A 13,352-nucleotide genomic window follows, 5' to 3' on the forward strand; every position below is an offset into this window, starting at 1 on the left:
GGGTTGAAGGCCCCAAGTTCACTCCCCATGCGATACTCCTTGCTCCGCACGCTCCTCCTCCTCACCGCCGCCATCGTGTGGCATGCCGGCCGGAGCGCCACCTACTACATCTCTCCGACGGGGAACGACAGCAACAACGGCACCAGCCAGGCCACCGCCTGGCAGACGCTGGAGCGCTTCAACCAGATCTCCTTCTCACTGCAGCCCGGCGACCGCGTCCTGCTGCAGCGTGGCGGCGTATACCGAGGGAAGATCAATATCAATGGTAGCGGCACCGCGTCCAGCTACATCGAGGTCGGTGCCTACGGCAATGGTGCGCAGCCCATCATCAGCGGAAGCGTGGCGGTCGCCGGATGGACCCAGCACAGCGGCAACATCTGGCGCGTGCCCATGAGCCAGGCGGTGAAGCATGTGTACGTGAACGGGGCCCTGCAGACCATCGCCCGCTTCCCCAATACCGGCTGGCTGCGCGTGGACCAGGGTACGAGCACCAGCCTGACGGACGCCGAACTCTCGCAGCCTAACGGGTACTGGACCGGCGCGACTGCGGTGATCCGCACCACCAATTGGAGCTACGACACCGCCTACGTCAGCGCCTTCAGCAATGGGGTGCTCACCCACAGCAGCACGGGCAACAACCTGCAAAGCCAGCAGTGGGGCTACTTCCTGCGCAACAAGCTGGAGCTGCTCGATGCTCCCGGCGAATGGTTCCACGACCGCGCTGCCGGCCAGCTGTACCTGTGGTGCCCCAACAATGCCAACCCCAACAACGTGCTGGTGGAGGCCAGCGTCACCGACTTCGGCGTGTACGTGAGCTGGCAGCGCCACCACATCAAGGTGGACGGCATCCACTTCAAGCACCAGCACACCGCCTCGCTCCGCCTGTCGGGCACCTCCGACCTGGAAGCCATGAACTGCACCTTCACCGACACCTGGCAGGCCATCCTCAGCACAGGCAACAACCAGGACTTCCACCACCTCACGGTGCAGCGCACCTACGGCACGGCCATCTCCCTGCTCGATAACGGCACCAGCCTCCATCACTGCACGCTTGAGGACATCGCCACCGTGCCCGGTCTCGGCGAGAACAACATGGGCTACCTCGGCATCCGGATGAACGGCGCCGATGTAACGGTCGCCGACAACCGCCTCGTCAACGTCGGCTACATCGCCATCGCCGTGGCCAACAATGCCGTGGTGGAGCGCAACGTGGTGATCAATGCCATGGCGATCCTCAACGATGGCGGGGGCATCTCCTTCGACCACGCCGATGGCGCCGTCATCCGCAACAACATCGTCCGCGACCTTCAGGGCGACATCGAGAGCTGCGCCCCGAACTGGATCAATGCCTACCCCATGTGCCATGGCATCTACTTCGGCAACACGAGCATCAAGAACACCCTGGTGAAGGACAACACGGTGACGAACTGCAGCGTGAGCGGCATCCATGTCGACCATACGATGGTGAGCACCGGGAACCGGATCGAGGGCAACGTGCTCTTCAACAACAAGATCCAGCTCAGCATCTCGGACTTCAGCAACTACAACGGCCCCGGAGCCACCGCACCCTACTTCGTGCCCGCGTTCAACACGGTTTACACGGGCAATGTGCTCTATGGGGTGACCAAGGACCAGCTCTGCATGCGGCAGTACCATGTGAACGGCTCGGCCTATGTCGATTACGGCACCTTCACGAACAACCGGTACTTCAACCCGTACAACGACCGCAGCATCTACCTGCACAACACCTTCGCCGGCACGCACCGCTACTTCACGCTGGAGCGCTGGCAGAGCACCTTCACCGAGGATGCCGGGTCCACCCGGAGCCCGCTCTACCTCCCCAGCATGGAAGTGCTCGAGGTGTTCGGCACGAACGCGGTCGCCAACGGGAGCTTCAACAGCAACGTGAACGGATGGGGCGGATGGCCCACGCAGGGACAGCTGACGCACAACGCCAGCCGCCTCGACGGCGGATGCATGCGGGTGTCCTTCACCGACAACGCCTCCTACAACACCTTCAACCTGAAGCACAGCACGAATGCCAGCTTGCAGCAAGGCAGCTGGTACCGGCTCCGCTTCAGCATCGTGAGCGACCTGATGGGCGAGCTCACCGTGGGCTTCAAGGGCATCAGCCAGCTGAGCACGCCGGTGCAGGAGGGCGAGCGGGTGTTCCCCTTCGATGCCAACCGGCGCGATGTGGAGCACTTCTTCCAGAGCAGCATCACCGACCAAGGCGCCTGCCAGTTCACGAACCACTACACCGAGGGCGTCTACTTCATCGACAACATCGCCCTGGAGCGGGTGAGCGCCGTGCCGGTGGACCCCTTCGAGCGCCAGCAGCTGCTGATCAACGAAGGCCCGACCGACCAGACCTTCAGCCTGCAGGGCTGCTGGAGCGACACGGATGGCAACCTCCACACCGGCTCCATCACGCTGCCGGCCTACCGCTCCGTGGTGCTGGTGAAGGAGGACGATTCCACCTGCCTCACCACGGGCATGGGCGATGGCAGCGATGGCACTTCTGCTGCGGCCAACGCGTTGCATGCCTTCCCGAACCCCGCCAGCCCCGGCCAATCCATCGCGGTGGAGGTGCCGGCCGGCTCGGGCGCCTTGATGCTGTATGGCCTGCAGGGACAGCTGCTGCTCACCGAGCGCGTGACCGGTGCCCGCTCCATGCTGGTGCTGCCCAGCGGCCTGGGAGCCGGCACCTACCTCCTGGTGCACGAGGATGACGGGCGCCGAACACCGCAGCGGATCTCCGTCCTGTGAACACAGTCGGAACGGCCCGGCCTTGAGGGCCGGGCCGTTCCGCTAGGCGCCGAGGCCATCGGGCTGCCGACGGACGCAGAGCGGCGCCAGCATCGACAGGAGGATCGAATGGCCGATGTCCACGCCATAGCAGAAGATGTCGAGCTGCCAGATGAAGAGCAGGTAGGCGAAGGCACCGAACATCGGCGCCTGACCGGTGCCATCGAGGTACTGGCGGCGGTAATGCATGAAGCCCCGCCAGAACAGGACATAGAGCAGCACCACGCCCAGGATGCCCTGGCCCACCAGCACCTCCGTGAAAGTGCTGTGCGTGTGCAGGTTCACCGGGTTCTCCACATCCCACATCACCGCCACCCGATCGAGCAGGCCCAGCCTGTAATGGCCCTTGAAGCCATTGCCGAACAGCAGGCCCGTGCGGTCGTTGACGGCCCAGTCGCCCACGGAATACCAGATATCGCTGCGTCCATTGAATGTGGTGACGTCCTCCTTGGAGACGCGCTCGAGCACCGCCGAGAAGAAAGGCAGGCTCAGCACCTGGTATACGAGCAAGGAGAAGCTGAGGAGCAGGGGCAGCGTGAAGAGCGAGATGGTGTACAGGCCGCGGACCACCTTGATCGCACGGGTGACGAAGAGCACCGCGAGCATCAGGAAGATCATGAACGACAAGCGGCTGTTTATGCGCACCATGAAATACAGGCAGATGGCGAGGGCCGCCAGGCCCAGGGCGAAGGCGACCGGGCGGCGGGCGGCATCGCGCATGCCCACCATGAGCATGAGCGCCCAGGCGGCCAGGACGTGCGCCCCCGTGTAGATGCCCCGGATGAACGGGAAATTGGCACGTCCCTCGAAAGCGTGCCCGTAGGACTGGACACCGGCCAAAAAGCCGAGCACGTTGATGGCTAGCAACAGGCCCAGGCCGAGGAACAGCAGGCGGCCGAAATCGAAGCCGGGGTCGCCCCGATTGTGGAGGACCACCACCACCGCCGCATTGAACGGCGCCAGGAAGATGAGGCAGGAAAGCAGCGCATTCCCCGTCTGCACCCCGGGTATCCCGGCGCGCATGGCCACGAACATGGAGGCGCAGAGCGTGCCCACATAGAGCATGGCGAGCCACCAGGTGCCCGTTAGCACCCGCCCCATGCGCTTCCTGTACATGGCGTCGACCAGGTGGAAGAGCAGGATGGCCACGAAGGGCGCCACCGTGATCATCATGCCCTTGGCGAGGCCGGACTTCAGGCCGTAGTAGTTGCCGAAGCCGTAGACCGGAAAGCCCAGCACGAAGAGGGCGTTGACGAGCTGGCTCTTGCGGATCATGGCAGCGCACGCGGGGCTAGCCTCCGAACTTACGCTTCAGCCCGATGAGCCCCTGCACCAAGGGCCCCTTGGGGCCGCCCGGTATGAGCTCCTTGATGCGCTGCTTGAAGCGCTCGCGGGGCGTACTGCCGATGTACCTGCGGAAGTACTCGCGGTCGCGCCGGGCGTCGAGCATCATGAAGCGGGGATGCCGCAACGGGAAGGAGATGTCGCGTGCCGTGCGCTTGTTGCGCGGATCGGAGAGGCTGACGGTGTGCGTGCCATCGTCCCCGAAGCCGATGTTGTCGATCAGGTTCGTCTCAGGCAGGATGTTCAGGCCATGGTTGATGACCCTGGTGATGTCCAGCTGGTAGCTCCAGGAGTTCATCACGCCGGAATGCACGCGGTCGAACATGGCATGCACATCGCGCTCCTCCTCCTTGCTCAGGAAGAAATCGGCCAGCCGCGCGGTGGTCTTGAGGGCAGGCCATTGGCCCATGGCGGAGTCATAATGGCGCCAGACCCGGCGCCAGCTGGCCCACCCCCACGGCGCACCATAGCCATGGGCGCTGAAATAGTAATCCCCATCGCGCTCGCCCGCCCAATCCTCCATGAGGTTGTTCCCCATCACCACCCATACGCGCTCATCCTCTCGGTACCGCTCCAGCATCTCCTGGGCGAACCGGAAGAACGAGGGCACCGGCAGGGTGTCGTCCTCCAGCACGATGCCCTCCGGCTCATGCAGGAAGAACCAGTCCAGGGCCGAGCTCACGCCCATCCGGAGGCCCAGGTTGCGCTCGTTGAACCGCGTATGCACCTCGCAGGGCCAGTCCACCTCCTTGGCCATGGCACGCACGGCCTCGCAGCGCTCTCGCTCCTTCTCGTTGCGCGGCCCGTCGGCTGCGAAGTAGAGCCGGGATGGCCGGGCCGCACGGATGGCCTCGAACACCTGCCGGAGCGGCCCCGTTCTGTTGAACCCGATGAGGAGCACCGGCGTGGTGAGCGTGAAGGGGCGTTCAGCGTCCTGCATGATGAGGGGGGTTCACGCGGTTGTTTCGATTGAACAGCTCGAAATCGCGCAGCATGGAGACGGCATGCCGAGCGACATCGGCGGAGGTGGCGAACTCATCCACGAAGCGGTAGAGGAAGAGCTGCATCACATCGTTGTAGCGCACGGCCACGTCCTGGGCCAGGTTGATGTAGCGGTCGCGCGGCAGCACCTCGATGCAGCCCGCTGCTAGCGCCGTGGGCAGCAGCATATTGGAGCCATGCACCCCCACCACGAGCTGGCTGCCGGCGTAGGCGGAGCACCATGCGCGCTCAACCTGCTCGTCGATGCGCCGGGTCCGCAGGTCGGTCACGCCCGTGGGCACCAGCGAGGGATCGCCAAGGCCGACGATGGTCGCACGCACCCCCGGCACAGCCAGGCGGATGCGGGCCAGCGCCCCCATGGCAAGGCGCTGCTGGTCCCTGAGGAAGAAGCAATCGGCCAGGCGCCTCAGCCCGATGCGGCGGAGCGCCCGGTGCATCAGCTTGTGCAGCGGCGTCCGGTACCAGAGCCGGTCCTCACGGAGCACGAAGGTGATGCGCTTCGGAGCCGTGGCATAGTCCTCCAAGGGGAAGGGCTCCACGCCGGTGTAGCGGGCGATGTCGATGGCGGTCTTATCCGGATGCGCATAGCCGCGGCCGAGGAAGACCTCGTCATAGTCCTTGAGGAACGCCTTCACCTGCCGGTCGATGGAGCGGTACCATCCATGCGCCTTGCCGAGCCGCTGATCCACGACCCACACCTCGGCAGCGCCCTTCGGCACCAGCCAGGCGAACGCGCGGGGCACCAGGAGCACGAGCCCCAGGTCGGGATGGGCCTCCAGGTAATAGGTGGCATTCCAGAGCTTCAGCAGCACATGGCCGTACAGGAAGTCGAGCGTATTGAGGAGGACCACCCGCTTGCAGGGCCGGATCACGCGCCGCTCGATCCGCACCTCCTCATCGCTGGGCGCACGGAAGCCGGACATGAGCGGACCGTGCACCCACCCATCCACGTCCTTCGGGTTGTGCAGCGTGCCATCCGCCTTGCCGATGGCCACATCGTAATCCACGGCGAAGCCCACGGGCATGTCGTGGTAGAACCGGTATCCGCAATCTCTGCACGCGTAGTCGCCGAGCACATGGATGCCCGGAAAGGCCACATCCACCGCATCAACCGCGGTGGAACCGCACTTCGGGCAGGCCCGCTCCGCGAAGGGCCGGGGCTTCAAGGGGACCAGATGCCTGCTGAGCGCGCTCATGCTGCACGATGGAATCGCCAGAAGGTGAGGATGCCGGTGACCATGAGTCGGAGGTTCTCGCGGGTGCGTGGGAACAGCAGGTCGAGGAGGAAGATGCTCACCAGGAAGGAAATGATCGTAGCCCAGATGGCGCCGATCGACCGCAGGTCGGGAATGAGGAGCCAATTGATGCCGACATTCACGAGCACACCGACGGCCGCCGTGAAGAGCGAGTACCGGAAGAGGCTCTCGTTGGTGATGAAGCTGCGCTTCCCCGTACCCATATTGGTGAAGAAGAGCCGGATGGCGAACAGCGACAGCAGGACGCCCGCCGGTTCGTACTCGGCGCCGAACAGCAGCACGATGATCGGACGCGCCAGGAAATAAAGGGGCACCGCAGTGACGAGGAAGAGCAGGAACATCAGCCGGTACTGATTGAGCAGGCGATCGGTGTACATGGCATGGGAGACCCCCTTGGCACGGGTGATGGCCGGAGCGAGCGAAGCCTGCACGATCACGGGCAGGAACCCGAGCGCCTCGATCATGCGCAGGGCCACGGAGTACTGGCCCACCTCCGCGTAGGCCGCCGCCTCCCCCTCACGCGCCGCCAGCATGTCCTTGATCATCACCTGGTCGATGCGCGCCTGCACGAAGAGCGCCATGCCGTAGATCAGCATGGGCCACGACTCACGAAGCAGGTGGCGCGCCATGGACCGGCTGGCCCTCCATGTGCGCCAGCTGCCGCCCCAGCGCTGCAGCGCCAGCAGGTAGCCCAAGGTGAGGACCACGGACTCGATGACGTACACCCAGGCGAACCCGATGAGCGCCTCGCGCGCCGTGAGCACGCCCGCATGGATCAGTCCGAGCAGGGCGAACTTCACCCCGGAGCTCACCAGGACCTGCGCCATCTGCACGCGCACGACGGGGCCGGCCTTCACCTGCGACATGAACCATTGCTCGATGACCCCGAACGGGCGGAGCAGCTCCGCACTGGCGATCACCACCACCAGCGACACCGTGAGCGCATCCATGCCCTTCAGCAGGGAGCCCAGCGTGGCCAAGAGTACCAGCAGGGCGGCACCAGCCAGCTTGATGAGGGCGCCGGTGCCCAGGAGTTCGGCGCGCCGCTCGGGGTGCTTCACGAGGTCGCGTACGAGGATCTCGTCGATTCCCATGGCGCCGAGCGCGAAGAACAGCCCGACGAAGCCCGTGGCGTAGTTGAGATGGCCGAAGAGCTCCTCGCCGAGACCGCGCGCCACATAGATGCCGGTGAGGAGCACCACCGCCAGGCGCACCAAGCGCTCGACGAACAGCCAGGACACGTTCCTGAGGACCTTGCGCGAACCCTCGGTGCGGATCATGCGTGGGCCGAAGGCCTACTTGGTGTAGTAGCCGTATCCATCCGAACTGCCGGCCTTCACGTCGTTGAGGAGCACATCCACGCGTCCCACCTTGCCGCTGGCCGCCATCTCGTTGATCACACGCAGCGCGCTGCGCTGCGTACGGCGCTCGCGCACCACGTAAAGGGTCAGGTCCAGGTGGCCCATGAGGACCACGAACTCGCTGACGAGGCCGATGGGCGATGAATCCACCAGGATGTGGTCGTAGCGGCTGCGCATGGCGGAGATCAGCTCACCGAAGCGCGGGCTCTCCAGCAGCTCGCCGGGGTTGGGGGGGATGGGGCCCGCTCCGATGACATCGAGGCCCGGCACATCCGTCCGCCGCACGATGTCGTTGACCCCGGCCTCGCCGATCAGCCAGGTGCTCAGGCCGGCTCCCTCGGCTTGCTCCAGCGTCTTCATCACGCTGGGCCGTCGCATGTCCGCATCGATGACCAGGACCCGCCGCCCCGACAGGGCCATCACGGTGGCCAGGTTCACCGCACTGAAGGTCTTGCCCTCTCCGCTGGTGCTGCTGGTGAATCCGATCACCTGGCGCGGCACGTTGGCGTTGAGGTACTGCAGGTTGATCCGCGCCGTGCGGAAGGACTCGGCCAGCAGCGACTTGGGCTCGTCGGCCGTCACCCTGCGGCGCTTGCTCGAGGGTATCACGGCGAGCACGGGCAGGCTCGTCACGCGCTTCAGCTCGTCGAGGTCCGCGATGCGGTCGTTGAAGAAATCGCGGAGCACGATGATGAGCACAGGAATCATGAGCCCGAGGAGCATCGCGCCGCCCAGCACCACCTTCTTGTCGGGCCCTACGGCGCCGCCCCCGGCCACGCGGGCCTCGTCCACCACGCTCTTGTCCACCTGGTCCGAGGCAATGGCGATGCCGGCCTCGGCCTTTTTCTCCATGAGGTAGTTGTAAAGGCCGCCGCTCAGGTCGAGCTTGCGCTGCTTGATGCCCAGTTCGCGCTCGCCCTTGGGGATCTGCCCCAGCTGGAAGTTGATGGAGGAGAGGCGGCTCGAGAGCTGATCGTAATCGATATCGGCCTGCTGCACGAGGCTTTCGGCTGTCTGCGCCAGTGAAGCGGTGAGGTTCTTCACCTTCCGCTCCATGGCGATGACCGTTGGGTTGTTCTTCGGTCCCGAGCTCACGTTCTGCGCAGCGAGGTCGGCGCTCAGCCGGGTGATCTCGATCACGAGGTTGTTGAGAACGGGGTCGTCGATGCCCGAGGAGGACGGGGCCGGCACGTTCCGCAGGTCGCTCTGGGAGCGGATCTTCTCCAGCACCTGGTTGCAGTAGGCCCTGCGGCGCTGCACGCTGTTGCGCTCGTTCTCGAGGCGGTTCCGCTCCTGGAACAGCGCATCGGAGGTGGCCGCCACGTTGAACACGCCCGTGGTGCTGCGCGCACCCTCCATCTCGCTCTCCGCGCGCCGCAGCGAATCGGCCACCGACCCGATCTGCTCGTCGATGAACTCGATCGTCCGGAGGCCCTTCTGGTGCTGCTTGCGCAGCTCAGCCTCGATGAATGTCTCCATCAGGGTATTGATGAAGGCGATCTCCTTGCTCGGCGTGGAGCCGGTCATGCTGAGGGTGATGACATGGCCATTGCCCTCCGGCTCGCTCACCCCCAGCCGCGTGCCGTAGTTCATCACCTGGGCCTCCAGGCTGTTGATCTTGAAGTAGTAGTCTGTGTCAGCCTGGTACTCACGGTCCTCGGGGAACTCGATGCGGAAGCTGAGGTTGGGACCCACGAAGGGCTCACCGATGCGGAGGGTCTGATCGACGTTGTACTCCTCGATGTATTGCTCCAGCAGCTCCTGCTTCTGCACATTGTAGAGCAGCACGTTCTCGCCCTTGGCGGAAACGGTGTAGGTGCCTGCCGTGCGGTCCACCCTGACATGGATGGGGACGCCGGTCACCTGGACCGCCACGGAGTCGAGGAAGACGCGGAACGGGGGGAACTCGTGGTGCTCCTGCGTGAGGAACTGGCGGGTGGTGTAATAGGAGATGCCGAAATCGAGCTTGCGCAGCGTGCGCACCACCATGTTGCGGGAGGTGAGCACGGCGATGTCATCCTCCAGCTGCGAGTTGCCGCGCACCAGCGACATGCCCTTCAGGAAGTCCTCCTTCTGCCCGAATCCGGTGCGGCTGCCCTCGCCCATGAGCATCTTGGCCTCCACGCGGTAGCTCTTGGGGGTGGTCTTCAGGTAGGCCACGCCCACTGCGCCGGCCAGGCCGCAGGTGATGACGAACCACCACCACTTGGCCAGCAGCTTGCGGACGATGGCCCGCAGGTCGATGATGTCGTTCGCGGGTGCGGCGGCCATGCTACTGCGTGTTGTTCTTGATCACCGTGAAGACCACGGCGGCGGTGCTCAAGGTGGCCAGGATCACCGAAAGGACCTCCAGGTTGAGGCGGCCCGGGCGGGCACCGAGCGCCGGCACGTACACCACGTCATTCGGCAGCAGGTAGTAGTACTCGGAGCGCAGCACATCGGTCGTGCTCAGGTCCACGTACAGCGCCTGCACCCCCCGGTCGCTCTGCCGCATCAGCGTCACATGCGACTTGTCCGCGAGCTCATCCGGCCCCCCCGCCATGGAAAGGGCATCGAGGATGGTGATCTGGTTGTTGTACACCACGTAGGTGCCCGGCCGGGATACCGCCCCCAGCACGCTCACCCGCCAGTTCACCATCTTCAGGATCACCGTGGCGTTTGTGAAATACTCGTTGATCTTCCGCTGCACCAGGTCCTGGGCCTCCCCCACCGTCAGCCCCTGCACCTTCAGCTTGCCGATCTGGGGAAGGTGCACCTGGCCGTTCTTGTCCACCGAGAAGCCGTTCACGTAGAGGGCTGCATCGCTCACCATGGCCCCGCCGCCCGGCCCTTCCACGTTGAAGTACCGGTGGGTCTGGTCGTCGAGCCCGAGCACGCGGATGCTCAGCACATCGTTCACCTGCAGGCGATACTCGAACTTCTGGTTCTCGAACAGCTTGCTCGCCCCGGGCGTCAGGGAGGGGTCGTTGAGGTAATTGAGGCTCCGACGGCCCACACAGGAGCCCAGCAGCAACATCAGCAGGGCCAGCAGGCCGAGGTTCTTGGTAGTGGTGCGCATGCGGTGTTGGGTGCGGGGCAGGCAGGGTCAACGGCCCCGTAAGGCGCCTTTCGGCACCGGCCAAAGATAGCCGCGGCTTTTGCGGCGCTCACGCGGGGCGACGAACGCCTTTCAACGATCGGTGGAGGACTGAGGTTGCCCTCTGATCAGCCCTTCAGCACGCTGCGGCTGATCACGATGCGCTGCACCTCGCTGGTGCCCTCGTAGATCTGGGTGATCTTGGCGTCGCGCATCAGGCGCTCCACGTGGTACTCCTTCACGTAGCCGTAGCCGCCGTGGATCTGCACCGCCTCGGTGGTCGTCCGCATGGCCACCTCGCTGGCGAAGACCTTGGCCATGGCGCTGGCCTGGTCGTAGTTCAGGTGCTGGTCCTTCAGCCAGGCGGCCTTCAGGCACAGGAGGCGTGCGGCCTCGATCTCGGTGGCCATGTCGGCCAGCTTGAAGGCCACGGCCTGGTGCTCGCTGATGAGCTTGCCGAAGGCCTTGCGCTCCTTGCTGTAGGCCAGGGCCAACTCGTAGGCGCCGCTGGCGATGCCAAGGGCCTGGGAAGCGATGCCGATGCGGCCGCCGCTCAGGGTCTTCATGGCGAAGGTGAAGCCGAAGCCATCCTCGCCGATGCGGTTCGCCTTGGGCACCTTCACGTCCTGGAACATCAGCGTATGGGTGTCGCTGCCGCGGATGCCCATCTTGTCCTCCTTGGCACCCACGGTGAAGCCGGGCATGCCCCTCTCCACGATGAGGCAGTTGATGCCCTTGTGCCCCTTGGCCGCATCGGTCTGGGCCATCACCAGGTAGGTGCTGGCGCTGCCGCCGTTGGTGATCCAGTTCTTGGTGCCGTTGAGCAGGTAGTGGTCGCCCATGTCGATGGCGGTGGTGCGCTGGCTGGTGGCATCGCTGCCGGCCTCGGGTTCGCTGAGGCAGAACGCGCCGATCTTCTCGCCCTTGGCCAGGGGCACCAGGTACTTCTGCTTCTGCTCCTCGTTGCCGAAGGTCTCCAGGCCCCAGCACACCAGGCTGTTGTTCACGCTCACCACCACGCTGGCGCTGGCGTCCACCTTGCTGAGCTCCTCCATCACCAGCACGTAGCTCACGGTGTCCATGCCACCGCCGCCGTACTTGGGGTCTACCATCATGCCCAGGAAGCCGAGCTCACCGAGCTGCTTGATCTCCGCGGCGGGGAAGCGCTGTTCGCGGTCGCGTTCGATCACGCCGGGCTTGAGTACGTTCTGGGCGAAATCACGGGCGGCATCGCGCGCCGCGATCTGCTCCTCGGAGAGTTCGAAGTTGAGGCCGGCGAGGGTGGCGGTGTGGGACATGGCTGCTTGTTCAGGGGTCGGCGAAGGTAAACGGCCTGGCCCGAAGGATGTTCAAGCCCTTCCGGGCGCCGGAACCCGGTGATGGGCCACCTTTGCCCCATGCCCACCTACCGCGCCCTCGGCGTCATGAGCGGCAGCTCCCTCGACGGGCTGGACCTGGCGCTGTGCGCGCTCACCGAGCGGCGCGGGCGCTGGAGCCATGCGATCATCAAGGCGCGCACGGTGCACTACCCGCAGGCGCTGCGCGATCGGTTGCTTCACGCCATGCACGGCAGCGCGCTCGAGCTGGCCCGGCTCGATGCGGACCTCGGTGGCTTCATCGGCCAGGCCTGCAAGCGCTTCCTGCGCGGAGAGAGAGCTGAGCTGATCGCCTCGCATGGGCACACCATCTTCCATCGGCCCGAGCTGGGCTTCAGCACGCAGATCGGGTCGGGCGCGCGCATCGCGGCCATCACGGGCATCACCACCGTGTGCGACTTCCGCAGCGCCGACATCGCGCTGGGCGGGCAGGGGGCGCCCCTGGTGCCGCTGGGCGAGCGCCTGCTCTTCCCGGAGTTCAAGGCCTTCATCAACCTCGGCGGCATCTGCAACATCAGCCTGCACGGGCCGGATCGCATCGTCGGCTATGACGTTTGCATAGGCAACCAGGCGCTGAACCACCTGGCGAATGAGGCCGGGGTTCCCTTCGACCGCGATGGCGAACTGGCGCGGAAGGGCAGCCTGGATGCGGCCCTTCTGAAGCGGCTCAACGATTTGCCCTTTCACCGTCAGCGGCCGCCGAAGTCACTGGGTCGTGAGCGGTTCGAGGAGTCGGTGCTACCCTTGGTCGATGACCGCAGTGAGGCCTTGGAGAAGCGGCTCCGGACAATGGTGGAGCACATCGCTGGGCAACTGGCCAAGGCGCTGAAGCATGCGGAAGGGCCCGTGCTCCTGACCGGCGGCGGGGCGCACAACCGTTTCTTGGTGGAGCGCATCGCGGCCTGCGGCCGCGCCGTGCTGGTGCTGCCCCCAAAGACCACCATCGACTTCAAGGAGGCGCTGATCTTTGCGCTGCTGGGCGCGCTGCGGATGCGGGGGGGGCCTACGGCACTGGCCACCGTGACCGGGGCCAGGCGGGACACGGTGGGCGGAGCGGTGCACTGGGCCAATTAACATGCCGTTGGGATAACGCCCACACGCGCTGCAGGGGCAGGGGAAGCGGGCAGAC

9 protein-coding genes are annotated in these 13,352 nt (G+C 65.3%); 2 read left to right on the forward strand and 7 right to left on the reverse strand.

The window, feature by feature from the left end; genetic code table 11:
- The first annotated feature begins 27 nt into the window (after positions 1 to 27).
- Positions 28 to 2,769, forward strand: coding sequence for a right-handed parallel beta-helix repeat-containing protein (locus QY325_10085; protein WKZ65109.1), 2,742 nt, complete (start codon positions 28 to 30; stop codon positions 2,767 to 2,769).
- Positions 2,770 to 2,811: 42 nt separating this feature from the next.
- On the opposite strand, the gene QY325_10090 is transcribed toward QY325_10085, so the two are convergent.
- The 7 genes from QY325_10090 to QY325_10120 form a co-directional block, all read right to left on the reverse strand.
- Entirely contained in the window at positions 2,812 to 4,083 is a 1,272-nt protein-coding gene (locus QY325_10090) for a hypothetical protein (GenBank protein WKZ65110.1), read from the reverse strand.
- Between the two features lie 16 nt (positions 4,084 to 4,099).
- Positions 4,100 to 5,092, reverse strand: coding sequence for a nucleotide-diphospho-sugar transferase (locus QY325_10095; protein ID WKZ65111.1), 993 nt, complete (start codon positions 5,090 to 5,092; stop codon positions 4,100 to 4,102).
- Entirely contained in the window at positions 5,079 to 6,350 is a 1,272-nt protein-coding gene (locus tag QY325_10100; protein WKZ65112.1) for a hypothetical protein, read from the reverse strand. Before QY325_10100 ends, QY325_10095 begins: the two co-directional genes overlap by 14 nt.
- The gene (locus QY325_10105) at positions 6,347 to 7,690 is read right to left on the reverse strand and encodes a flippase (GenBank protein WKZ65113.1); all 1,344 of its coding nucleotides are present in this window, start codon (positions 7,688 to 7,690) and stop codon (positions 6,347 to 6,349) included. Before QY325_10105 ends, QY325_10100 begins: the two co-directional genes overlap by 4 nt.
- 15 nt (positions 7,691 to 7,705) lie before the next feature.
- On the reverse strand, positions 7,706 to 10,042 hold the full coding sequence (locus QY325_10110; protein ID WKZ65114.1) for a polysaccharide biosynthesis tyrosine autokinase: 2,337 nt from the start codon (positions 10,040 to 10,042) through the stop codon (positions 7,706 to 7,708).
- A gap of 1 nt (position 10,043) precedes the next feature.
- Positions 10,044 to 10,829, reverse strand: a complete 786-nt coding sequence (locus QY325_10115; GenBank protein ID WKZ65115.1) for a polysaccharide biosynthesis/export family protein — start codon at positions 10,827 to 10,829, stop codon at positions 10,044 to 10,046.
- A gap of 146 nt (positions 10,830 to 10,975) precedes the next feature.
- On the reverse strand, positions 10,976 to 12,145 hold the full coding sequence (locus tag QY325_10120) for an acyl-CoA dehydrogenase family protein (protein ID WKZ65116.1): 1,170 nt from the start codon (positions 12,143 to 12,145) through the stop codon (positions 10,976 to 10,978).
- Between the two features lie 99 nt (positions 12,146 to 12,244).
- On the opposite strand from QY325_10120, the gene QY325_10125 reads away from it, so the two are divergent.
- Complete coding sequence (locus QY325_10125) at positions 12,245 to 13,297, forward strand: anhydro-N-acetylmuramic acid kinase (GenBank protein WKZ65117.1); 1,053 nt, start codon at positions 12,245 to 12,247, stop codon at positions 13,295 to 13,297.
- Positions 13,298 to 13,352: the final 55 nt, after the last annotated feature.

It is taken from the genome of Flavobacteriales bacterium, assembly GCA_030584065.1.
Classification (GTDB): Bacteria; Bacteroidota; Bacteroidia; order Flavobacteriales_F; family PHOS-HE28; genus PHOS-HE28.

Excerpts from the sequence above, each read along its gene's own strand:
- QY325_10090 (WKZ65110.1), bottom strand. The coding sequence starts at position 4,083 with ATGATCCGCAAGAGCCAGCTCGTCAACGCCCTCTTCGTGCTGGGCTTT.
- QY325_10115 (WKZ65115.1), bottom strand. The coding sequence starts at position 10,829 with ATGCGCACCACTACCAAGAACCTCGGCCTGCTGGCCCTGCTGATGTTG.
- QY325_10095 (WKZ65111.1), bottom strand. The coding sequence starts at position 5,092 with ATGCAGGACGCTGAACGCCCCTTCACGCTCACCACGCCGGTGCTCCTC.
- QY325_10085 (WKZ65109.1), top strand. The coding sequence starts at position 28 with ATGCGATACTCCTTGCTCCGCACGCTCCTCCTCCTCACCGCCGCCATC.
- QY325_10110 (WKZ65114.1), bottom strand. The coding sequence starts at position 10,042 with ATGGCCGCCGCACCCGCGAACGACATCATCGACCTGCGGGCCATCGTC.
- QY325_10105 (WKZ65113.1), bottom strand. The coding sequence starts at position 7,690 with ATGATCCGCACCGAGGGTTCGCGCAAGGTCCTCAGGAACGTGTCCTGG.
- QY325_10125 (WKZ65117.1), top strand. The coding sequence starts at position 12,245 with ATGCCCACCTACCGCGCCCTCGGCGTCATGAGCGGCAGCTCCCTCGAC.
- QY325_10100 (WKZ65112.1), bottom strand. The coding sequence starts at position 6,350 with ATGAGCGCGCTCAGCAGGCATCTGGTCCCCTTGAAGCCCCGGCCCTTC.
- QY325_10120 (WKZ65116.1), bottom strand. The coding sequence starts at position 12,145 with ATGTCCCACACCGCCACCCTCGCCGGCCTCAACTTCGAACTCTCCGAG.